Origin of the sequence: Mycobacterium sp. (assembly GCF_035633495.1) — a bacterium.
Taxonomy (GTDB): domain Bacteria; phylum Actinomycetota; class Actinomycetes; order Mycobacteriales; family Mycobacteriaceae; genus Mycobacterium.
In genome coordinates, this window is the sequence record NZ_DASQEU010000041.1 from 19671 (window position 1) to 40946 (window position 21276).

Annotated in this window: 21 protein-coding genes and 2 pseudogenes; 16 read left to right on the plus strand and 7 right to left on the minus strand. The window is 67.9% G+C overall.

Annotated elements, in window-relative coordinates:
- Positions 1-3 precede the first annotated feature (3 nt).
- On the minus strand, positions 4-2193 hold the full coding sequence (sucT, locus tag VET27_RS06195) for an acetyltransferase SucT (RefSeq protein WP_526516161.1): 2190 nt from the start codon (positions 2191-2193) through the stop codon (positions 4-6).
- A 74-nt stretch (positions 2194-2267) separates the two neighbouring features.
- Between sucT and bioA the strand changes: the two genes are divergently transcribed.
- Genes bioA through VET27_RS06215 form a run of 4 tightly spaced genes read left to right on the plus strand, consistent with a single transcriptional unit; the run spans position 2268 to position 5982 of the window.
- Positions 2268-3572 carry an adenosylmethionine--8-amino-7-oxononanoate transaminase gene (bioA, locus tag VET27_RS06200; RefSeq protein ID WP_526516163.1) on the plus strand — a complete coding sequence of 435 codons (1305 nt, stop codon included), beginning with the start codon at positions 2268-2270 and terminating at the stop codon, positions 3570-3572.
- Between the two features lie 42 nt (positions 3573-3614).
- Positions 3615-4781 carry an 8-amino-7-oxononanoate synthase gene (bioF, locus tag VET27_RS06205; protein ID WP_526516165.1) on the plus strand — a complete coding sequence of 389 codons (1167 nt, stop codon included), beginning with the start codon at positions 3615-3617 and terminating at the stop codon, positions 4779-4781.
- A complete protein-coding gene (gene bioD / locus VET27_RS06210) occupies positions 4778-5461 on the plus strand; it encodes a dethiobiotin synthase (protein ID WP_526516167.1) in 684 nt (227 codons plus the stop codon). The genes bioF and bioD overlap by 4 nt, the downstream gene beginning before the upstream one ends.
- A gap of 2 nt (positions 5462-5463) precedes the next feature.
- On the plus strand, positions 5464-5982 hold the full coding sequence (locus VET27_RS06215) for a 2'-5' RNA ligase family protein (protein WP_526516169.1): 519 nt from the start codon (positions 5464-5466) through the stop codon (positions 5980-5982).
- Here the strand turns inward: VET27_RS06215 and VET27_RS06220 are convergent.
- Entirely contained in the window at positions 5935-6558 is a 624-nt protein-coding gene (locus VET27_RS06220) for a TetR/AcrR family transcriptional regulator (RefSeq protein ID WP_526516171.1), read from the minus strand. The two genes, VET27_RS06215 and VET27_RS06220, sit on opposite strands and share 48 nt — an antisense overlap.
- A gap of 66 nt (positions 6559-6624) precedes the next feature.
- On the opposite strand from VET27_RS06220, the gene bioB reads away from it, so the two are divergent.
- Genes bioB through VET27_RS06235 form a run of 3 tightly spaced genes read left to right on the plus strand, consistent with a single transcriptional unit; the run spans position 6625 to position 8503 of the window.
- Positions 6625-7620: a biotin synthase BioB gene (gene bioB, locus VET27_RS06225; protein WP_526516247.1), complete on the plus strand. Its 996-nt coding sequence runs from the start codon at positions 6625-6627 to the stop codon at positions 7618-7620.
- A gap of 2 nt (positions 7621-7622) precedes the next feature.
- On the plus strand, positions 7623-7823 hold the full coding sequence (gene bsaP, locus VET27_RS06230; RefSeq protein WP_526516173.1) for a biotin synthase auxiliary protein BsaP: 201 nt from the start codon (positions 7623-7625) through the stop codon (positions 7821-7823).
- A complete protein-coding gene (locus VET27_RS06235; RefSeq protein WP_526516175.1) occupies positions 7820-8503 on the plus strand; it encodes a DUF2567 domain-containing protein in 684 nt (227 codons plus the stop codon). Before bsaP ends, VET27_RS06235 begins: the two co-directional genes overlap by 4 nt.
- Here the strand turns inward: VET27_RS06235 and VET27_RS06240 are convergent.
- On the minus strand, positions 8454-9806 hold the full coding sequence (locus VET27_RS06240) for a lipase family protein (RefSeq protein WP_526516177.1): 1353 nt from the start codon (positions 9804-9806) through the stop codon (positions 8454-8456). The two genes, VET27_RS06235 and VET27_RS06240, sit on opposite strands and share 50 nt — an antisense overlap.
- A 35-nt stretch (positions 9807-9841) precedes the next feature.
- Positions 9842-10546: an NrtR DNA-binding winged helix domain-containing protein gene (locus tag VET27_RS06245; protein ID WP_526516179.1), complete on the minus strand. Its 705-nt coding sequence runs from the start codon at positions 10544-10546 to the stop codon at positions 9842-9844.
- 48 nt (positions 10547-10594) lie between these two features.
- Between VET27_RS06245 and nadA the strand changes: the two genes are divergently transcribed.
- The 4 genes from nadA to VET27_RS06265 are packed head-to-tail and all read left to right on the plus strand — an operon-like array spanning position 10595 to position 14649.
- The gene (nadA, locus tag VET27_RS06250) at positions 10595-11644 is read left to right on the plus strand and encodes a quinolinate synthase NadA (protein ID WP_526516181.1); all 1050 of its coding nucleotides are present in this window, start codon (positions 10595-10597) and stop codon (positions 11642-11644) included.
- Positions 11641-13215, plus strand: a complete 1575-nt coding sequence (locus tag VET27_RS06255) for an L-aspartate oxidase (protein WP_526516183.1) — start codon at positions 11641-11643, stop codon at positions 13213-13215. The genes nadA and VET27_RS06255 overlap by 4 nt, the downstream gene beginning before the upstream one ends.
- Positions 13215-14081, plus strand: coding sequence for a carboxylating nicotinate-nucleotide diphosphorylase (gene nadC / locus VET27_RS06260; RefSeq protein ID WP_526516185.1), 867 nt, complete (start codon positions 13215-13217; stop codon positions 14079-14081). The genes VET27_RS06255 and nadC overlap by 1 nt, the downstream gene beginning before the upstream one ends.
- A 46-nt stretch (positions 14082-14127) precedes the next feature.
- Entirely contained in the window at positions 14128-14649 is a 522-nt protein-coding gene (locus VET27_RS06265) for a hypothetical protein (RefSeq protein ID WP_526516187.1), read from the plus strand.
- 226 nt (positions 14650-14875) lie between these two features.
- Here VET27_RS06265 and VET27_RS06270 read toward each other — a convergent pair whose 3' ends face one another.
- Complete coding sequence (locus VET27_RS06270; protein ID WP_526516189.1) at positions 14876-15457, minus strand: TetR/AcrR family transcriptional regulator; 582 nt, start codon at positions 15455-15457, stop codon at positions 14876-14878.
- 75 nt (positions 15458-15532) lie between these two features.
- Between VET27_RS06270 and VET27_RS06275 the strand changes: the two genes are divergently transcribed.
- Complete coding sequence (locus tag VET27_RS06275; RefSeq protein WP_526516191.1) at positions 15533-16546, plus strand: alcohol dehydrogenase catalytic domain-containing protein; 1014 nt, start codon at positions 15533-15535, stop codon at positions 16544-16546.
- A gap of 6 nt (positions 16547-16552) precedes the next feature.
- On the opposite strand, the pseudogene VET27_RS06280 reads toward VET27_RS06275, so the two are convergent.
- Positions 16553-17029, minus strand: a pseudogene (locus VET27_RS06280) (LysE family translocator).
- 44 nt (positions 17030-17073) lie between these two features.
- The gene (locus tag VET27_RS06285) at positions 17074-17457 is read right to left on the minus strand and encodes a nitroreductase family deazaflavin-dependent oxidoreductase (RefSeq protein WP_526516193.1); all 384 of its coding nucleotides are present in this window, start codon (positions 17455-17457) and stop codon (positions 17074-17076) included.
- Positions 17458-17522: 65 nt separating this feature from the next.
- Here VET27_RS06285 and hisD point away from each other — a divergent pair.
- The 4 genes and pseudogenes from hisD to hisH all read left to right on the plus strand — a co-directional run.
- A pseudogene (gene hisD, locus VET27_RS06290) lies at positions 17523-18833 on the plus strand (histidinol dehydrogenase); the annotation flags it as partial.
- Between the two features lie 59 nt (positions 18834-18892).
- Positions 18893-20032 (plus strand): histidinol-phosphate transaminase, encoded by a 1140-nt coding sequence (locus VET27_RS06295; protein ID WP_526516195.1) that lies wholly within the window; start codon positions 18893-18895, stop codon positions 20030-20032.
- Complete coding sequence (gene hisB, locus VET27_RS06300) at positions 20029-20637, plus strand: imidazoleglycerol-phosphate dehydratase HisB (protein WP_526516197.1); 609 nt, start codon at positions 20029-20031, stop codon at positions 20635-20637. The genes VET27_RS06295 and hisB overlap by 4 nt, the downstream gene beginning before the upstream one ends.
- Complete coding sequence (gene hisH / locus VET27_RS06305; protein ID WP_526516199.1) at positions 20634-21254, plus strand: imidazole glycerol phosphate synthase subunit HisH; 621 nt, start codon at positions 20634-20636, stop codon at positions 21252-21254. The genes hisB and hisH overlap by 4 nt, the downstream gene beginning before the upstream one ends.
- The last annotated feature ends 22 nt before the right edge of the window (positions 21255-21276 follow it).

Here is a 21276-nt window from a genome sequence, read left to right on the forward strand (position 1 = left end):
GCGTCACCACCAGCCGGTGGCGACGGCGATCTGACGACCAAGTTCGTTGGTCATGGTGCGCATGTAGGTGGCCGAGATGTGATGAGAATCGTGATACACCAACACATTTCCCTCCACTGCGCGGCATTGGTCCTGGCGACACACCGCGTCACTCATGTCGAGCGGCTTCAGCTTCGGGAAACGCGCGACGAAATCCAGAGTTGGATTGTGGTCGGACAGTACCTCGGAGCGCTTGATGCCGCAGGAGATGGCGTCACCGCCGTCGGCGAGGCAGTCGGCGGGGAAGAACGGCTTCCCGTCCTTCACCAGCCACGGGGTGTCGCGCATCGCCAGGACGGGAATGCCTGCGTCCGAGAAGTCCTGCCAGATGCCGACGTAGAAGCCCGGCATCACGTCGCCGTCCTTGATGTTCCACGGTCTGGTGGACGTGGTGAAGACGTAGTCGGGGTGATCGGCGATCAGCCTGGGCATCACCTTCTGGTTCCACTCACGGCACTTCGGGTAGGGCCGGTTGTCGCCCATGACGAGCGGGTCCAGCTCGGTGGTCAGCGGGCAGCCCATCTTCAGATAGGTGACGACCTTGAAGTGATGCGTGCGGCCCAGCAGATCCAGCGCGGTGATCCAGTGCTCGGCGTGTGACCCGCCTGCCACGGCGATGGTGCGGGTCGCCGATTCGTCGCCGAAGGTGCAGTTGATGATGTCGATGTTGGAGAAGTCGCTGATGCAACCCTTCGTCGTGGAGACCGGGACGTCGTCCTTGGCCTCGAGCACGGTGGGGCGCATCGGCAGCTTGGGCACCCGGACATTGTTGACGAGGGCACGGGCACCGGGGTAGTCGCGCGACGACAGCCCTGCCAGTTCCTTGCCGTTGTCGCGCTGGATGGTCATGTGCTCACGCCAGGTGAACGACGTGGCGGTCAGTGCGACGCCGAGCAGGATGACGATCGAGCCCAGCACGATGGTCGGTCGCCGCAATCGGGTCCGCAGCGGAATCACGACGGCTTGCTTCTGCTGGGCGAGGGCGGTGGCCGATCCGCGCAGGCGAAGGGGTTCTTCGATGAACTTCGTCGTCAGCCAGGCCAGCAGACCGGACACCAGAAGAACGACGGCGCCCTCGAGGAAGTTCGCGTGCGTGTGCCCCGAGTAGGCCAGCCAAAAGATCAGGAGCGGCCAATGCCAGAGATACAGCGAGTACGCCATCGAACCCAGCGATACGAACGGCTTGGTCGCCAGCAGTCGGCTGATCGCGGGCAACCGACCGTTGGTGGAGGACAGGTGCGGATCGGCCATCCGGTTGGCTCCGCTGAGGATGAACAGCATCGTCGCGCCGACCGGCACCAACGCCCACGGTCCGGGGAACTCCTTGACGCCGTCGATGAAGGCGCCGCAGGACAGGATGGCGGCCAACGCCACGACGGCGAGCAGCGAGCGCAGCCACGTCGGCCACTTCAGGTACGGCACCAGTGCGCCCACCAAGGCGCCGAGGAGCAGTTCCCAGCCGCGGGCGAAGCTGTTGTAGTACGCCGTCGACGGATCCGCGGCGTGTGCGATGACCGCGTAGACGAACGACGCGATGGTCAGCGCGCCGAGCAAGAGGATCAAGGCGCGCCTGGTGTGCGACCGCAGTCGGTTGCGCAGCAGGTGGGCGAACCCGAAGATCAGCGCGAGGAACGCGATGTAGAACTGCCCTTGCACCGACATCGACCAGATGTGCTGGAGCGGGCTGACGGCCTCGCCTGCACGGAGGTAGTTCGACGCCGTGTTGGCCAGCTCCCAGTTCTGGTAGTAACCGAGGCTGGCCAGGCTCTGGTCGGCGAAGGTCTCCCAGCGCGTCTCGGGCTGGATGAGAATCGTCAGAACGGCAGAGGCGGCGAGCACGACGACGAGTGCGGGCAGCAGGCGACGGATCAGCCGCATCACCTCGGGCACGGGCGACAGCGACGAGCCAGGAGTCAGCGCGGTGCGTAGCAACCGACCGCCGAAGAAGAAGCCCGACAGCGCGAGGAACACGTCGACGCCGCCGGAGACCCTGCCGAACCAGATGTGGAACACGGCAACCAGCGCGATGGCGATTCCGCGAAGCCCATCGAGATCGTGCCGGTAGAAGCCGGACGCCCGGGTGCCCATCACGGCGTGCTTGGTGGAACCGGATCCGGTGTCGGGGACCGTCCGGGCTGGGGAGAGCGTCAACATGGTCGTCGGTCAATCTACCCAACCCGCGATACGGCCGTTTTGTGATGCGCGCTCACCCGGGGGAAGGTGGTTGCATGCCGCCGCTGACGCCTGACCAGATCAGCGCCATCGATGCCGCCCACGTGTGGCACCCGTACAGCAAGATCTCAGCCGATGCGATGCCACCCGTGGTGGCGGTCGCGGCTCGCGGCACGTCGCTGACGGTCATCGATGGCGGACGGCCCGTCGACGTGATCGACGCGATGAGCTCGTGGTGGACCGCAATCCATGGGCACGGCCATCCCGTCCTCGACGCGGCCATCACCCGGCAGCTCGCGACGATGAACCACGTGATGTTCGGCGGGCTGACCCACGAGCCCGCCGCCCGTTTGGCCGAGCTGTTGGTGCAGATCACACCCGACGGTCTGGACACCGTCTTCTTCAGTGATTCGGGCTCGGTGGCGGTCGAAGTCGCCGCGAAGATGGCACTACAGTTCCAGCGCAGTCGTGGCAAGCCTGGGAAGTACCGGCTGATGACCTGGCGCGGCGGATACCACGGCGACACGTTCACTCCGATGAGCGTGTGCGACCCCGACGGCGGCATGCACGAGCTGTGGTCCGCAGGGGAACACTCGGTGCTCGCGCAGCAGGTGTTCGCGCCGCAAGTGCCCAGCGAGTACGACCCCGTCTACAGCGCGGCGTTCGAGGACCAACTCGCCCGGCACGCCCACGAGTTGGCGGCCGTCATCGTCGAACCGGTCGTTCAGGGCGCCGGCGGCATGCGGTTCCACGATCCTCGCTATCTGCTGGACCTTCGCGCCGCCTGCACCCGCCACGACGTGCTGCTGATCTTCGACGAGATCGCGACCGGTTTCGGCAGGACCGGTGAACTGTTCGCGGCCGACCACGTCGACGTCAGGCCGGACATCATGTGCGTCGGCAAGGCATTGACCGGGGGATACGTCACGCTGGCAGCGACGCTGTGTACGTCTGACATTGCCCGGACCATCAGTGCCGGCGACCCGGGCGCGCTGATGCACGGGCCGACGTTCATGGCCAACGCGCTGGCGTGCGCGGTGTCGGTGGCGTCCGTCGAGTTGCTTCTCGGTCAGGACTGGCAGCAGCGGGTGCGTGAGATCGAGAAGGGCCTGACGGCCGGGCTGGCCCCGGCGCGCGAGCTCGCCGGGGTTGCCGACGTGCGGGTGCTCGGCGCGATCGGCGTGATCGAGATGCGGCAGCCCGTGGACACGAGGGTGGCTACGGAGGCGTCCCTGCGGCACGGTGTCTGGCTGCGTCCGTTCCGCAATCTGGTGTACGCGATGCCGCCCTACGTGTGCACGCCCGACGAGGTGGCGCGGATCGGCTCGGCGATGGTGGGCGTGGCGCGTGCGCTAACCTGAACGGCGTTCAAGTTCTCCGTAGGCCCTTCGGAAGGGGGCAAGGTGACGCGGGCAGTAGTCTCTCCGCTGGCCTGGCTCGACGACGTCGAGCGGCAGCGTCATGCGGCCGGTTTGCGGCGCTCGCTGCGCGTGCGGCACCCGGCCGGCGCGGGTGAAGACGCCGAACTCGACTTGGCCTCGAACGACTATCTCGGGTTGTCTCTGCACCCCCACGTCGTCGAGGGTGGAGTCCGTGCGCTGCAGACCTGGGGCGCCGGTTCGACCGGTTCCCGGCTGGTCACCGGCAACACCGCACTGCACGAGGACTTCGAGACCGGGCTGGCTGAGTTCGTCGGCGCCGAGTCGGCGTTGGTCTTCTCGTCCGGCTACACCGCCAACCTGGGGGCCGTCGTAGCCCTGTCCGGCCCGGGCTCGGTCGTGGTGTCCGACGCACTGACTCACGCGTCGCTGGTGGACGCCTGCCGGTTGTCGAGGGCGCGGGTGGTGGTCACGCCGCACCGCGACGTCGACGCCGTCGATGCCGCGCTGCGGGGCCGCGCCGAGCAGCGTGCCGTGGTGGTCACCGACTCGGTCTTCAGTGCCGACGGCGTGATGGCGCCGATACGGGATCTGCACGACGTGTGCCGACGGCACGGGGCGCTGCTGATCGTCGACGAGGCGCACGGTCTCGGGGTGCGCGGAGATGGGGGACAGGGGCTGGTGCACGAGGCGGGCCTGGCCGGAGCCTCCGACGTGGTGGTGACGACGACGCTGTCGAAGGCGCTGGGCAGCCAGGGTGGCGTCGTGCTCGGACCGGCTGCCGTCCGCGCCCATCTGATCGATGCCGCGCGGCCGTTCATCTTCGACACGGGCATCGCCCCTGCGGCCGTCGGGGCGGCGCTCGCGGCTCTCGAGGTGCTCATCGACGAACCGTGGCGGGCCGGTGCGGCGCTTCGGCACGCCGCTGCGCTCGCCGAGATGTGCGGCGTCTCAGAGGTGCCCGAATCGGCCGTGGTGTCGGTCATCCTCGGTGAACCGGAGGTGGCGTTGGCCGCGGCGACGGCGTGTCTGGCCCGCGGGGTGAGGGTGGGCTGCTTCCGCCCGCCGACGGTGCCTGCAGGCACGTCGCGATTGCGTCTCACCGCGCGTGCCTCGTTGTCGGCCGAAGACCTCGACGTGGCCCGCCGTGTGTTGACCGGAGTCCTCTCGACGACCGAACGGCCACGATGAGCATCGTGATCGTCACCGGCACCGACACCGGTGTCGGCAAGACCGTCGCGACTGCGGCACTGGCGTGCCACGCCCGGTTGGCGGGAATAGACGTCGCGGTGTGCAAGCCCGTTCAGACCGGCGCCGCCGACGGCGACGACGATCTGGGCGAGGTGGCGCGGCTCTCCGGCGTCGATGCTCTTGCCTCGGGATGGCGGTACCCCGAGCCGCTCGCACCCGCGGCCGCCGCAGACCGGGCGGGGCTGCCGCTGCCGACGCGGGCCGAGTTGGTTGCCCTCGTCAACAGGCTCGACCGCCCCGGCCGGTTGGTGCTCGTAGAGGGCGCTGGTGGCCTGCTGGTCGAGCTTGGCAGGGACGACGGCGTCGGCGTGACGCTCCGGAACCTGGCGACCGATCTCGACGCCGCCGTGCTGGTCGTCGCGAGGGCAGGGCTGGGCACGCTCAACCACACCATGCTCACCGTGGAATCACTTGTCGCATGGGGCATTCCGTGCGCAGGTCTGGTGGTCGGGTCCTGGCCGTCGGAACCGGGCCCCGCCGAGACGTCGAATCGCGAGGCACTCGATCGCATCGCTCCGGTCCGCGCGGCGCTACCGGCCGGGGCGGGCGCACTGGCGACGCAGGCCTTTGCCGAGCTCAGCGCTGACGCATTCCCCGCCGGCTGGGTGCAGAGTCTCTAGGCATGGCCCATTCTGTCGAGTTGCTGTTCGACCAGTGCACCGACGCGGCCATCCGTCGGCAGTGGACTGCACTCGCCGACGCCGCTCTGCCGAGTCAGGCGCACCACGAGTCACCGAGCAATCGCCCTCACGTCACGCTCACCGTGGCGCAACGCATCGACCCGGCCGTCGACGCGGCACTATGGGAACCCGCGCGACAGCTGCCATTGGACTGCCTCATCGGTGCGCCGATGATATTCGGGCGAAGGTCACTCACCCTTGTTCGCCTGATCGTGCCGGCGGCAGGACTGCTGCGGTTGCACGAGTCCGTCGATTCGATCTGTGCGCCGTTCCTGGCGGCAGAGCCATTTCCCCACGTGCGTCCCGGCCGATGGACCCCTCACGTGACGTTGGCTCGCCGACTGGCGCCCGCCGACCTCGCCGCGGCGCTGGAGGCGATCGATGCCGACGACGTCCTCGGCACGTTCGCGGGCCTACGACGTTGGGACGGCGACGCCAGGGTCGACACCGTGATCGCCTGATGCGGCGACGCGCTGCGCGGCCATTCCGTCGACCAGTAAACGAAGACCGAAGGTGAAGCGGCCGTTGGGATTCGTCGCCATGACCGACTGGTCGTCCGACAGAGCTCCCGCGGCGTCCCACTGCAGTCGGGACTGCTCGTCTGCGGTGAAGCCCAGCACGTAGTAGAGAACGGTTCTGGCGGCCAGGTCGGCGTTCGGCGGGTCGATGCCGGCTTCGACCGCAGCGACGTCGAGCCGTTCCAAGATCTCGGCCATCCGCTCGGACTTTCCCGCGGCGAAACTCGCGGAGACCAGCTCAGCGCCGTCGGTGGCGGACAGCAGGGCGTTGCGCAAGCCTGCGCAGAGGGCATGAACGCGTTCCGCCCACTGCCCCCGCTCGACCGTCAGCGCGGCCGGCTCGAGGATCCGGTCGGCGACCGCTCCCAGCAGGGCCTGCTTGTCGGCGAAGTGCCAGTAGAGCGCACCCGGGGTGACGTTGAGTTCGCGGGCGAGCCGCCGCATCGTCAGATCGGCGATTCCGTAGTCGTCGAGGAGCTGGGCGGCCTTCTCGACCACGTCGAGTCGATGCAGTTGCACCCCTGTAGCCTAAACACCGTTCAAGTTCTTGTGTCCAAGAGGAGTGTGGAGCGGGTGACGCAGGCGGTGACTGACGTGTTGGGTCTGGCCAGGGAGCAGGTGCTCGAGCGGGGCGAGGGCCTGAACCAGGAGCAGGTGCTTGCGGTGCTGCAGCTGTCCGACGACCGGCTAGAGGAACTGCTGGCGCTGGCCCACGACGTCCGGATGAAGTGGTGCGGGCCCGAGGTCGAGGTCGAGGGCATCATCAGCCTCAAGACCGGTGGCTGCCCGGAGGACTGCCACTTCTGCTCGCAGTCGGGGCTCTTCGACTCGCCGGTGCGCAGTGCCTGGCTCGACATCCCCAGCCTGGTGGAGGCGGCCAAGCAGACCGCGAAGTCCGGCGCCACCGAGTTCTGCATCGTCGCCGCCGTCCGCGGGCCCGACGAGCGCCTGCTGACGCAGGTCGCCGCAGGCATCGAGGCCATCCGCAACGAGGTCGACATCCAGATCGCCTGCTCGCTGGGCATGCTCACCCGGGAGCAGGTCGACCGGCTCGCCGAGATGGGCGTGCACCGCTACAACCACAACCTCGAGACCGCGCGCTCGTTCTTCACCAACGTCGTCACCACCCACACCTGGGAGGAGCGCCGGGACACCCTGGCGATGGTGCGCGATGCAGGCATCGAGGTCTGCTGCGGCGGCATCCTGGGCATGGGCGAGACGCTGGAGCAGCGGGCCGAGTTCGCTGCCAACCTGGCCGAGCTGAACCCACACGAAGTGCCGCTCAACTTCCTCAACCCGCGTCCTGGTACGCCATTCGGTGACCTGGAGGTACTTCCGGCCGCGGAGGCCCTGAAGGCGGTCGCGGCGTTCCGGCTCGCGCTCCCGCGCACGATGCTTCGGTTCGCCGGTGGACGCGAGATCACCCTGGGCGACCTCGGAGCCAAGCAGGGCATCCTCGGCGGCATCAACGCGGTGATCGTCGGCAACTACCTGACCACCCTCGGCCGCCCCGCGGAGGCCGACCTGGAGCTGCTCGACGATCTGCAGATGCCGATCAAGGCGCTGAACGCCACCATCTGACGATGCCGCCGAAGTTCAACGTCTACACCGGCGAGCCCGAGGGCGGGACCGTTCCGACGGCAGCCCGTCTCGGGCTCGAACCGCCGCGATTCTGCTCCGACTGCGGTCGGAGGATGATCGTACAGGTGCGTCCGGACGGGTGGTCGGCGAAGTGCTCGCGACACGGCGAGATTGACTCCGAGGACCTGGAGGAGAGGCGATGACCCTGCCCGACTCCTCGCTGGAACGATCCGATCAGCTTGAGCCGCCGCGACTTTCGCATCGCCAGGCGGCCATCCGAGTCGTGGTGGGTCTCGCGCTTCTCGGGGTCGTCGTCGGTGCCGTGTGGGCATGGCTGGCGCCGCCCATTCAACTCGTGATCGCGTTGACTCGGGACGGGGACCGGGTGCGCGGCTACGTGGGCGACGAGTCTGACCTCCTCTTCCTCGGCGCGTTCCTGATGACCGGGCTTTTGTTCGTACTCGCGGTGACGTCAGCGGTCGCAGTGTGGCAGTGGCGACCGCATCGGGGGCCGGTCATGGCCGGCGCGCTGTCGATCGGCGCGCTGGCCGCAGCAGGCGCCGCGGCCGGTGTGGGTGCCGCGTTGGCGCGCTGGCGGCACGGCGTGGTCGACGTCGCGGCGGCCCCGATCTCACCGGAGCATCGCGTGTTCTACACCCACCAAGCGCCTGCGGTGTTCTTCGGCCACTCGCCGCTGCAGATCGCGGCGTCGATCGTCCTTCCGGCGGGAGTGGCGGCGCTGGTCTACGCGATCTGCGCCTTGTCGACCAAGCGAGATGATCTGGGGGCGTGGCCGCCGATCGAGGTGGCGTTCCTGGGAGCCCCCGACAGGACTACAGATCCAGCTCCGACAGCGGCAGCCGATCCACTCGCCGACCCGTGATCACCTTCGCACTGATGGCCCCCAACCGGATGATGCCGCGGTAGGTCGAAGGGTTCAGCAGCGTCGGCCACTTGGTCCGTGCCCGGTGGCTCGACGGCGGCCGCCCGGCGAAGCGGTCGCGCAACCAGCGCAGCGTCATCGGGGCGGACATCGGATGTAGCAGCATGTGTTCGCTGAACATGTCGCGGTGGTACGTCACGTCGGCGCCGCCGACGCTGTAGGCATGGGTCAACTCGTCGATGTCTGCAACCGAGACGATGCGATCGTGAACGGCCTGCACGACGAGCACCGGAATGCAGGGTGCTGCGGTGCCGAGTTTGATGCTGTCGAAGACGTGCTGGACCTCCGGCGTCTGGAGGATGTTCTCGAGTGGTGCGTCGACGAGATTGTCCATGTCCTTGCGAATGAGCTTGAGCACGGCGTGGGCAGTCGTCATCCGCTGGATGTCGGTCAGCATGGCCTTGCCCTCGACGGTCACGTGCTCGTCGATGACGCGGTGGAGATCCGGGTAGACGTGCGAGAGGGCGGCAACCACCATCGCGGGGAGTCCCGAGAAGAAGCTGCCGTTGAGTCGGCGGAACGTGTGCCCGAGATCTCCGACGGGGGAGCCCAGTACGGCGCCCACCAGATTGAGTTCGGGCGCGTAGGTCGCTTGCACCTCGGTAGCCCAGGCGGTGGCGAGGCCTCCGCCCGAGTAACCCCAGAGTCCCATCGGGGCCTCGGGTGACAGGTTCAGCGCCTCGATGTTCAAAGCGGCACGCAGACCGTCGAGGACGTGATAACCGGGCTGGTGGGGAGCGCCCCAAATGCCGTGCGGTCCCTCGTGATCGGGGATCGATACCGCCCATCCCTCGGCCAATGCCGCAGACACCAGGAGGAACTCGAACTGCGCAAGGGCGCCGACGGCCTTGGCTCCACGACGTAGGGCGTACGACGGGAAGCAGCTTCCGGCGATCGCGTCGATCGCGCATTGGTAGGAGAGGATCGGTCCCTTGGTCCCCGCGGGCCGGTCGGCGGGCACCACGATGGTCGTGACGGCGGCCTGCGGGAGATCGTTGAGATCGGTCGAGCGGTACAGTAGCTGCGTCGCGGTCAGCTTCTGGGGGACCAGACCGAGGAACGCGAGTTCGACGTCGCGCGAGCGCAGCACCGTGCCTGGCCTGGCATGTTCGAACCCGGTGGGCGGAACGTAGAACGGGTCGGCGTCCGGCAGCACGGGGCGGGCCCTGCGGCGCAGCTCGTCGTGGGGCGCACGCCCGATCCATTCGGCACCGGTCGAAACGGCTGCACTGCCAGAGTCCATCCGGTCATTGTCTCTTACCGAATCCTTAAATCCAATTAGGGACGCGTGTCATGTCGCGGCCGAAGGGCCGCGAACTCGTCGGTGACGCGGTACTGCGCCTCGGTGAATCGGTACATGGCTGCCGGTCTGCCTCCGCTGCGGCCCGACTTTGCGGTGGTGCCGGTCGGGACGATCACCCCGCGCCGGGCCAGGACGCGCTGAAGATTGGTGGCGTCCACCTGATAGCCCAGAGCTGCGTCGTAAACGTCCTTGAGCGTCGACAGAGCGAATTCCATTGGTGCCAAGGCGAATCCGATGTTGGTGTAGGAGAGCTTGGCGATCAGCCTGGCGTGGGCGTGGGTAATCATCGGTCGGTGATCGAAGGCCATCGGCGGCAGGGCGCTCACCGGATGCCAGCGGGTGTCCGGCGGGAGTTCGGGGGTGGCGGGGGAGGGCACCAGTCCGAGGAACGTCGAGGCGATGGTGCGGGGGCCGGGCACCCGTTGTGGCTCCGAGAACACCGCGAGCTGCTCGAGATGGGTCAGTTCGCGCAGGTCGACCTTCTCGGCGAGTTGGCGTCGAACTGAACTCGTCATGTCCTCGTCGTGGCGGAGCCGCCCGCCGGGCAGCGACCACGCCCCACGTTGCGGCTCCATGGCTCGCTCCCACAGCAGCACGCTGAGCTGCGGGTTTCGCGTGGAGAGCTGCCGAACTTGAAACACGACAGCGAGCACTTCGTGGGCAGTGCTAACATTGGGCATGTTTTCGATCATAAGTCGAAAACCCCGTCAGGATCAAAGGAGACGACCATGACGGTATTGGACCTCACTCCTGCGTCAAGCGGCGGCTGGGCCGCTCAGATCACGAACGGTCCCGCCGGCTACGGCGGAGTGGTCGCCGACGAGGAGTGGGTGGCGGAGGTGCGGCGCCTTGCCGACCTGCGCAACGCCACGCTGCTCGCGCACAACTACCAGCTGCCCGCCATCCAGGACGTGGCCCATCACGTCGGCGACTCCCTGGCGCTGTCGCGGATCGCGGCCGAGGCTTCGGAGGACACGATCGTGTTCTGCGGGGTCCACTTCATGGCCGAGACCGCCAAGCTCCTCAGCCCCGGCAAGACGGTGCTGATCCCCGATCAACGCGCCGGCTGTTCGCTGGCCGACTCGATCACCGCTGACGAGCTACGCGCGTGGAAGGACGAGTTCCCCGACGCCGTCGTCGTGTCCTACGTCAACACCACGGCAGCGGTGAAGGCGCTGACCGACATCTGCTGCACCTCGTCCAACGCCGTCGAGGTGGTCGCCTCGATTCCCGAGCACCGCGAGGTGCTGTTCTGCCCCGACCAGTTCCTCGGCGCCCACGTCCGTCGGGTGACCGGGCGCAAGAACCTCCACATCTGGGCGGGCGAATGCCACGTGCACGCCGGGATCAACGGTGACGAATTGGCCGCGCAGGCCAAGGCCCATCCGGACGCCGAGCTGTTCGTCCATCCCGAATGCGGGTGCGCCACGTCGGCACTGTACCTGGCGGGGGAGGGCGCGTTCCCCGACGACCGCGTGAAGATCCTGTCCACCGGCGGCATGCTCGACGCCGCCCGGGCGACCAACGCCCGCCAGGTCCTCGTCGCGACCGAGGTCGGCATGTTGCACCAATTGCGGCGCGCCGCACCCGAAGTCGACTTCCGCGCCGTGAACGACCGGGCGTCCTGCAGATACATGAAGATGATCACTCCTGCGGCGCTGCTGCGCTGCCTGGTCGAGGGTGCGGACGAGGTACACGTCGACGAGGACACTGCCCGCCTGGCGCGGGCGAGCGTGCAGCGCATGATCGAGATCGGGCAGCCCGGCGGCGGCGAATGACGATGTCCTGCGGTGGCGCCGGCTACTGGCAGCAGCGGGCCGACGTCGTCGTGGTCGGCACCGGCGTGGCTGGGCTGGCCGCGGCGTTGGCCGCACACCGTCACGGCCGCCGGGTCGTGGTGCTGAGCAAGGCGAGTGAAACGGCGACGTTCTACGCGCAGGGTGGCATCGCGGTGGTGGTGCCCCGTACGGACGACTCCATCGAGGCGCACGTGGCCGACACCCTCGCCGCAGGCGGCGGGCTGTGCGACCCCGAAGCGGTGACGTCGATCGTCGCCGACGGGTACGCCGCCGTGGCCGAGCTCGTCGACTTCGGCGCACGGTTCGACGAGGCGGCGCCGGGGCAGTGGTCGTTGACGCGAGAAGGCGGGCACTCCCGACGGCGCATCATCCACGCGGGCGGCGACGCCACCGGTGCCGAGGTGCAACGGGCCCTGGACCACGCCGCCAACACCTTGGTCATCAGACGCAAACACGTTGCGCTGCAGATTCTTCACGAAGCAGGAGCCGTCACCGGGGTGCTCGTCCGCAATGACGACGGCCTCGGCGTGATACATGCTCCTTCGGTGATTCTGGCCACGGGAGGCCTTGGTCACCTGTACTCGGCAACCACCAACCCGGAGGGATCGACGGGCGACGGCGTGGCCCTGGCGTTGTGGGCGGGCCTACCCGTGAGCGACATCGAGTTCATCCAGTTCCATCCGACGATGCTCTTCGATGGGAACGCCGGAGGGCGGCGACCGCTGATCACCGAAGCGCTTCGAGGCGAAGGCGCGATTCTCGTTGATGGACGCGGTGATTCGGTGACCGCGGGTGTCCATCCGATGGGTGATCTCGCTCCGCGTGACGTGGTGGCCGCAGCCATCGACGAACGGCTGTCGCAGACGGGTGACCCGTGTGTCTATCTCGACGCGCGCGGCGTCGACGACTTCGCGCGACGGTTTCCCACCGTGAACGCCGCGTGCCTCGACGCCGGTGTGGACGCCACCCGGCAGCTGATCCCGGTGGTACCGGGTGCCCACTACAGCTGCGGTGGCGTGGTCACGGACGTGTACGGGCGTACCGAACTGGCGGGTCTCTTCGCCGGGGGTGAAGTGGCCCGCACCGGCATGCACGGCGCCAATCGGCTCGCGTCCAACAGCCTGCTCGAGGGCCTCGTAGTGGGTCGTCGCGCCGGCATGGGCGCGGCCGAACACGCGGAGAACGCGTCCTCTCCGCGCGCCACCTTCGAGCCACCCACCCGCGTGGCGCTGCCGCGGGCGGAGCTGCAACGCGCCATGACGCGGCACGCCTCGGTCGTGCGCGATGCGATCGGATTGAGTCACGTAGCCGAACTACTCGGCACGGCTGATGCGAGGGAATTGGCCAGCCGCGCCGACTTCGAGGACGCCGCACTCGCCGTCACGGCCTCCGTCGTCGCAGCGGCAGCTTTCGATCGGGTGGAGTCGCGGGGCTGTCACCACCGCGCCGACCATCCCGAGCGTGATCCCGCCCAGGTGGTGAGCACCACCGTTCGACTCCAGTCCGAGGGCATGCCATCGGTGGCCCGCGACGTGGAAGTGTGCTGCTGATGGAGCTCAACGACGACGAGTTGAACGAGGCACGGGCGACGATTGACCGCGGGCTTGACGAAGACCTTCGCTACGGGCCCGACGTGACGTCCCTTGCAACAGTGCCCGCCGACGCCACCACGAAGGCGTCCATGGTGAGTCGGCAAGCGGGCGTCGCCGCGGGCGTGGACATCGCGCTGTTGGTCCTCGACGAGGTCATCGGGGCGGGAGAGTACGGCGTTCTCTCGCGCGTCGACGACGGAACGCGGCTCGAGCCCGGCGACCCGCTGCTGGTGCTCGAGGCGCCGACCCGGGGACTGCTGACCGCCGAACGCACCATGCTGAACCTGGTCTGTCATCTGTCGGGAATCGCCAGCACCACCGCGGCATGGGTGGAGGCGGTCGCGGGCACCGAGGCCAAGATTCGCGATACCCGCAAGACGCTGCCGGGTCTGCGCGTGTTGCAGAAGTACGCTGTCCGCGTGGGCGGCGGTGTCAATCACCGCATGGGCCTTGGGGATGCGGCGCTCATCAAGGACAACCACGTTGCCGCTGCGGGTTCGGTGGTGGCCGCGCTGCACGCCGTGCGTGAGGTGGCTCCCGACGTGCCGGTGGAAGTCGAGGTCGACTCGCTCGAGCAACTCGACGAGATCCTCGGCGAGGACCTCGGCGTAGCTCCGCTGATCCTGCTGGACAACTTCCCGGTGTGGATGACCCAGATGGCCGCGCAACGACGGGCCGCCCGCGCCCCGGGGGTGAAGTTGGAGTCATCGGGCAGCCTGTCGCTGGACAACGCTGCCGCGTATGCAGGGACCGGCGTCGACTACCTGGCCGTCGGGGCGCTCACCCATTCGGTGCGAGTACTGGACATCGGCCTCGACCTCTAACTACGCGCGGAGCCGGGGTGGCAACCGCGCCCACTAGGCTCGCGGAATGTCGTCGAGTGAAGCACCTCAGAGTCATCACGCGGAAGATTTGCCGCGGCGGGGTGGCGCGCTGGCCGTCGTCGCCCTGATCCTGTCGGTGGTCGCGGTCGGGCTTTCGGCGTGGGCGGCCTTTGGGCCCGCCCGGAAGTCGCCCTCCGACACGGCCTACACCGCCGGTCAGCAGAGCGATGCCAAGATCGCGGTATGCGCAGCCGCAGACGTCGTGCGCAGGGGTGTTTCGCTGAACACCAACCTGCGGAGCCCGGGGGGCGAGGGCGATGTCACCGGATCCCTCGCGGTGGCAGCCAACGCACGACTGTCCCTGTCCGACGGTGGGCAGTACCTCGTCTCGCGACTCGATCCGGCGACACCCGCCGAGGTGGCGGACGCCGTAAAGAAATTTGCCAACACGTTGCTCGACATCGGTGCGGCGGCGACGGCGGGCTCGCCGAATACTGATCCGGACCAGGCGGCTCGACTCCGTGATGCGGACGCCGAGAACGCCAAATTGGCCGAGCTCTGCAAATAGCGAATCCCACTCCAAAGCAATGTCGCGAGCTATTCGCTCGGCGTGGTTGACCGACGTCATGTGACGGCAAAAGCTGGCTGGGCAAACTAGGTGATCACCGCAACCGCTGCGGCTGACAGATCACGCGGTTCTGTCTGCTCCCTCGTCGCCGCTCACGCTGTTTGCCGACCCGCGCCACCCGCACCTGCGATTGCGGTACCCGGGAGGAAGAGCAGTAGCAATCTTTTCACGGAGTCAGTTCTGCGACCGTGAGCAGCTTGGTCGCTGCCGTTTTCGCGGCGTCCAGCGCGAGCCGATCGCCTGCAATCCGCGACAGAATCAGCGACCCCTCGATGAGGGCGATCACCGCCTGCGCCGTCTGCGAAGCGTCGACCTCCGTCCACCCGTCACCTCTGAGCCGATCAGCGACCGCGGCGCACCATGCCGCGAACGCACGGGCGGACGCGGCGCGCACCTGCGTGCTGGCGTGTACGGATTCGGTGGCGATGGGCTCGATGGGGCAGCCGTCGCGCTGGTCTCCGTCGAGACCGACGGCAAGCATGTCGATCCACTTCGCGACCACCTCGGCAGGCGCTCGCCCCGAGGTCAGGAACGTTCGCAGCTGTCGCTCGATGTCGCTGCCGACACCGTCGACCACTGCGGCCGCGAGTCCGGCCTTGCCGTCGGGGAAGTGGTGATAGAGAGAGCCGGCCTTGACGCTCGCCGCGTCAAGGATCTGGTTGACGCCGGTCGCCGCGTAGCCCTGACGGCGGAACAGGAGGGCGGCGGTCTCGACGAGCGCGGCGCGACTGCGATCGGGGCGTGGCACACCTTGACAATACTAGAAAGATCATTCAAGAATCGAAGGACGACGTCAAGAGAGGGCACTTCGATGCGGCAGCTGATGTTCGAGACCCAGGACCAGTATGTGTGGCGTGATGCCGCTGACCCGGAGATTGCTGCGCCTGGTCAGGCGTTGGTGCGTCCGCTCCTGGTGGCGTGCTGCGACCTCGACGTCGGCGTGTCTCAGGGCCGCCTGCCGATTACGCCAGGGCATGCGATCGGACACGAGGGAGTGGCCGAGGTCGTCGCGATCGGTGACGACGTCGAGTCGGTGAGGGTCGGCGACCGCGTCGTCGTTCCCTTTCAGATCAATTGCGGCACTTGTGCTTCCTGCCGCCGCGGGGTGACCGGCACCTGCGCAAGTCTGCCGTTGATGGCGATGTACGGAATGGCGCCGCTGGCCGGGTTCGACGGCGGTGGGTTCATGGCAGACCTCGTTCTGGTGCCCCACGCCGACGCGATGCTCATCGCGCTGCCCGACGGAGTCGACCCGGTGTCGGTCGCGTCGTTGTCGGACAACATCCCCGACGGTTGGCGTGCGGTTGGGCCGTACCGCTCGCAGCTCGCCGGTCTCGACGACGTTGACCGGCGTGTGCTGGTGATGGGCCGATTGTCCATCGGCCTCTATGCGGCCGCCTTCGCCGCGGCGCTCGGTGCCCGCGTCGACTACGTCGACACCGATCCGGGGCGGCTGGCAGTCGCGGAGAAGATGGGCGCGGTGGCCCACGACCAACGCAAGCCCGAGCGCTCATGGGATCCCTACCCAGTGACGGTCCACACGACAGGCGAACCGGAGCTGCTGACGTCCACCCTGCGGGCCACCTGGCCGGACGGCGTGTGCACCGACACCGGCATCTACTTCGGACCGGTCGAGATGCCGCTGCTGCCGATGTACACAAGAGGCGTCCGATTCGTCACCGGTCGGGTCAACGCCCGCGCCGTCATTCCCGACATCGTCGAGTTGCTCGGCGCCGGGCTCGATCTCGCACGCATCGTCGAACGCGTGGTGCCGTGGGACGAGGCGGCCGAGGTGTGGCCGTCGATGACCGGAAAGACGGTGTTCAGCCGCGCCTGATCGCCGTCAGGTGGTGGCGGTGCGGCGCACCCGCGACAGCACCAGGGGCGGCCGTGGCGAACAACCCCGAGAAGACTCGGTTCAGGACGGTCTGCTGGCGCGGTGTGTGCAGCCACTCGATGAGTCGCACTGCCAAGCCCGTGTATAGCCCCATCACGACGAGGTCGACGGTCCGACCGATCTGCGTGCGCACGTCGGTCCCCACCGAACGCCATTGCCGCACGGCGAGATACCCGAGACACCACACGCCGATCCACTTGATCACGTTGAACGCCACGATCGAACTGCCGACCGCCGCGCCCAGTCCGATGGCTACGAGCGCCAATTGCAGCATCAAGCCGATCTCCAGGCCGAGGATGTTCCAGTAGCCGCGCCGCACCCCATGGGTGAGGCCGGTGGCCATCGACTGGATCGCACCAGCGCCGGGCGATACCGCGATCAGGATCGCGCACCTATGAACGCGAGCCACACCTCCGCTGCCATGACGCGAAGTGTCGCAGGGCACCGATGGTCGGCTCAAGCGAGTTTCAAGAGATGTCGGCGACGAAGACTGCCATGTTTCGCGCCTGGCGGCGCGCCATGGAGGGCAGGGCTGACACGTCGCCACCGGGCAGCTCGATCCGCGGGTTGACGATGTGCAGCCGCCTGCGCGACATTCGCACGTCTGCCTCGCCCGCCGCCAAGACGTTCTTTGCCCAATCCGTCATGCCATGGCCGAGGACGACCGCGAGCCGATCGCCCCTGCGATACGCCGTCACCACCGCTTCGTAGGCCTTTCCGGACGTCCGACCGCGGTGCTCGATGATGGAGAGTCCGGGAAGGCGGCCGCCGAGCGGCTTGATCCAGGGATTCATGTACTTGATCTGGATGCGGTCGAGCCATGGCGGAAACATCCTTGGCAAGTCGGACATGGCGGCTCCCGGATTCTGATTTGTGCTGCTCTGGGACAATAGACGGCGTGACTGACTCGCCCGTGCTGATGTCCCGCATCGACCTGCGGGGTGAGCAGCTGTCCGCCGCCCGGCTGCGTGCCGTGCTGCCGCGTGGCGGGGTCGACGTCGATGCGGTGGTGCCGAAGGTACGACCGATCGTCGATGCGGTGATCGAGCGCGGCGCTGCGGCTGCCCTCGAATACGGCGAGGCCTTCGACGGCGTGCGCCCAGAGACCGTTCGGGTACCTCTGGCCCGGCTCGAAACGGCTCTCGCCGAACTCGACGCCGACATCCGCATCGCCCTCGAGGTCGCGATCGATCGGGCGCGTGCGGTGCACGCCGACCAGAGGCGCACCGACAACACGACGACGCTCGCGCCCGGTGCAACGGTCACCGAGCGGTGGGTACCGGTCGAGCGGGTCGGTCTCTACGTTCCTGGCGGCAAGGCCGTCTACCCGTCGAGCGTAGTGATGAACGTGGTGCCCGCGCAGACTGCGGGCGTGGACTCGTTGGTGATCGCGAGCCCGCCGCAGGCCGAATTCGGCGGACTTCCGCACCCGACGATCTTGGCCGCCGCCCGCATGTTGGGCGTCGACGAGGTGTGGGCCGTCGGCGGTGCGCAGGCGGTCGCGTTGCTCGCGCACGGCGGCACCGACGTCGACGGCGCCGAGCTCGCACCGGTCGACATGATCACGGGGCCCGGCAACATCTACGTCACCGCAGCCAAACGGATCTGCCGTTCGCAGGTCGGCATCGACTCCGAGGCCGGGCCGACGGAGATCGCCATCCTGGCCGACCACTCCGCCGACCCCGTCCACATCGCCGCCGACCTGATCAGCCAGGCCGAGCACGACGAGATGGCGGCATCGGTCCTCGTCACCACCAGCACCGAGCTGGCGGACGCCACTGACGCCGAGGTCATCGCCCAGCTGAACACCACCGTGCACCGCGAACGCGTCAGCACGGCACTGAGCGGACGCCAGTCGGCCATCGTGCTGGTCGACGACCTCGACGCCGGACTGCGAACGGTGAACGCCTATGCCGCCGAGCACCTGGAGATCCAGACGGTCAACGCCTCCGCCATTGCGGCCCGAGTGCGTTCCGCCGGAGCGATCTTCGTGGGCGCATGGTCTCCGGTGAGCCTGGGTGACTATTGCGCCGGCTCCAACCACGTGCTGCCCACCGCGGGATGTGCCAGGCACTCCAGCGGGCTTTCTGTGCAGACCTTCCTGCGCGGCATCCACGTCGTCGACTACACGGAGGCGGCGCTCAAGGACGTGTCGGGATACGTGATCACGCTGGCGCAGGCCGAGAATCTGCCCGCGCACGGGGAAGCCGTTCGACGGAGGTTCGATGCTGGGGGTCCCCCGGCTTGCGGGGGAGAGCGTAGCGACCGGGGGATGGGGGTAGCGAAGTGACCCGCAAGATCACCCTCGACGACCTTCCGCTGCGGGACAATCTGCGTGGCAAGTCGCCGTACGGTGCGCCTCAGCTCTCGGTTCCCGTGCGGCTCAACACGAATGAGAATCCGCACCCGCCGACCCAGGCGCTCGTCGACGACGTCGCCGCCTCGGTGCGCGACGCCGCGTCCGACCTGCACCGCTACCCGAACCGTGACGCGCTGGCGCTGCGGGCCGATCTGGCGGCGTATCTCAGTGGGCAGACCGGCGTCGAACTGACGACCGAGAATCTCTGGGCGGCCAACGGCTCCAACGAGATTCTGCAGCAGCTGCTGCAGGCGTTCGGCGGTCCCGGCCGCAGTGCACTCGGGTTCGTCCCGTCGTACTCGATGCACCCGATCATTTCGGACGGCACCCAGACCGACTGGCTGGAGGCGAAGCGTTCCGCTGACTTCGGCCTCGACGTGAACGTCGCCGTCGCCGCGATCACCGACAGTCGTCCCGACGTCGTCTTCGTCACCAGCCCCAACAACCCGTCGGGTCAGAGCGTGCTGATCGAGGATCTGCGGCGGCTGCTGGACGTCGCACCGGGCATCGTGATCGTCGACGAGGCATACGGCGAGTTCTCGTCACAGCCCAGCGCCGTGAGACTCCTGGCGGACTATCCGGCCACACTGATCGTCACCCGCACCATGAGCAAGGCGTTCGCGTTCGCCGGTGGTCGCCTCGGCTACCTGGTCGCCGATCCCGCCGTCATCGACGCGCTGCTGCTGGTCCGGTTGCCGTATCACCTCTCCTCTATCACGCAGGCGGCCGCGCGGGCAGCTCTGCGGCATGCCGATGACACGCTCGGCAGCGTCGCCAGGCTGATCGCCGAGCGCGACCGAGTGTCGGAAGCCTTGACGCGCATGGGCTTCCGCGTAATCCCCAGCGATGCCAACTTCATTCTGTTCGGAGAGTTCGCCGATGCGCCGAGGGCGTGGCAACGTTATCTCGACGCGGGCGTGCTCGTCAGAGACGTCGGCATCCCCGGCTTTCTGCGCGCCACCACCGGTTTGGTCGACGAGAACGACGTGCTCCTCGACACGAGCGCCCACGTGGCCGAGTCCGAACTCGCCTCAGCCGACAACAGCAGCCCAGTAGGAGCACCGTGACCCGCCGCGCCCGCGTCGAACGCAAGACCAAGGAATCCGACATCGTCGTCGAACTCGACCTCGACGGCACCGGCCAGGTCGACATCAGCACCGGTGTCCCGTTCTACGACCACATGCTGACCTCCCTGGGCAGCCATGCCAGCTTCGACCTGACCGTGCACGCCACGGGTGACGTCGAGATCGAGGGCCACCACACCATCGAGGACACCGCGATCGTTCTGGGCCAGGCGCTGGGCGAGGCGCTGGGCGACAAGAAGGGCATTCGTCGCTTCGGCGATGCGTTCATCCCCATGGACGAGACGCTGGCCCACGCGTCGGTCGACGTCTCGGGCCGCCCGTACTGCGTCCATAAGGGCGAGCCGGATCACATGGTGCACAGCACGATTGCCGGTAGCTCTGTGCCGTACCACACCGTGATCAACCGCCACGTCTTCGAATCGTTGGCGATGAATGCCCGGATCGCCCTGCACGTGCGCACGCTGTACGGCCGCGACCCGCACCACATCACCGAAGCGCAGTACAAGGCGGTGGCTCGCGCACTGCGCCAGGCCGTCGAGCCAGATCCGCGGGTGTCGGGCATTCCGTCGACGAAGGGCAGTTTGTGACGGCGAAAGTCGTTGTCCTCGACTACGGCTCGGGTAATTTGCGCTCGGCCCAACGCGCTCTGGAGCGAGTTGGCGCAGAGGTCGAGGTGACGGCGGATCCCGTCTCCGCAGCGGCAGCGGACGGTCTGGTGGTCCCGGGCGTCGGCGCCTACGAGGCGTGTATGGCGGGACTGCGCGAAGTGAACGGCGAGAAGATCGTCGCCGACCGCCTGGCCAAGGGACATCCCGTCCTTGGCATCTGCGTCGGCATGCAGATCCTGTTCAGCCGCGGTGTGGAGTTCGGCGTGGAGAGCGTCGGCTGCGGTCAGTGGCCCGGGTCCGTCGTGCGGTTGGACGCCCCGGTGATTCCGCACATGGGGTGGAACGTCGTCGACGCGGCACCGGGTAGCGCACTGTTCAAGGGTCTCGACGCCGACACCCGCTACTACTTCGTGCACTCCTACGCCGCCCAGCAGTGGGAGGGTGACGCGAGTGCGTTGCTGACGTGGGCGACGCACCACGTACCCTTCCTGGCTGCGGTGGAGGACGGCGCATTGTGCGCCACGCAGTTTCATCCGGAGAAGAGTGGTGACGCTGGTGCGACGCTGCTCGGGAATTGGGTCGAGGGGCTCTCATAGTGAGTGACGTGCCAGCCGACAA

Excerpts from the sequence above, each read along its gene's own strand:
- sucT (WP_526516161.1), bottom strand. The coding sequence starts at position 2,193 with ATGTTGACGCTCTCCCCAGCCCGGACGGTCCCCGACACCGGATCCGGT.
- bioA (WP_526516163.1), top strand. The coding sequence starts at position 2,268 with ATGCCGCCGCTGACGCCTGACCAGATCAGCGCCATCGATGCCGCCCAC.
- bioD (WP_526516167.1), top strand. The coding sequence starts at position 4,778 with ATGAGCATCGTGATCGTCACCGGCACCGACACCGGTGTCGGCAAGACC.
- VET27_RS06215 (WP_526516169.1), top strand. The coding sequence starts at position 5,464 with ATGGCCCATTCTGTCGAGTTGCTGTTCGACCAGTGCACCGACGCGGCC.
- bsaP (WP_526516173.1), top strand. The coding sequence starts at position 7,623 with ATGCCGCCGAAGTTCAACGTCTACACCGGCGAGCCCGAGGGCGGGACC.
- VET27_RS06235 (WP_526516175.1), top strand. The coding sequence starts at position 7,820 with ATGACCCTGCCCGACTCCTCGCTGGAACGATCCGATCAGCTTGAGCCG.
- VET27_RS06240 (WP_526516177.1), bottom strand. The coding sequence starts at position 9,806 with ATGGACTCTGGCAGTGCAGCCGTTTCGACCGGTGCCGAATGGATCGGG.
- VET27_RS06245 (WP_526516179.1), bottom strand. The coding sequence starts at position 10,546 with ATGCCCAATGTTAGCACTGCCCACGAAGTGCTCGCTGTCGTGTTTCAA.
- nadA (WP_526516181.1), top strand. The coding sequence starts at position 10,595 with ATGACGGTATTGGACCTCACTCCTGCGTCAAGCGGCGGCTGGGCCGCT.
- VET27_RS06255 (WP_526516183.1), top strand. The coding sequence starts at position 11,641 with ATGACGATGTCCTGCGGTGGCGCCGGCTACTGGCAGCAGCGGGCCGAC.
- nadC (WP_526516185.1), top strand. The coding sequence starts at position 13,215 with ATGGAGCTCAACGACGACGAGTTGAACGAGGCACGGGCGACGATTGAC.
- VET27_RS06265 (WP_526516187.1), top strand. The coding sequence starts at position 14,128 with ATGTCGTCGAGTGAAGCACCTCAGAGTCATCACGCGGAAGATTTGCCG.
- VET27_RS06275 (WP_526516191.1), top strand. The coding sequence starts at position 15,533 with ATGTTCGAGACCCAGGACCAGTATGTGTGGCGTGATGCCGCTGACCCG.
- VET27_RS06285 (WP_526516193.1), bottom strand. The coding sequence starts at position 17,457 with ATGTCCGACTTGCCAAGGATGTTTCCGCCATGGCTCGACCGCATCCAG.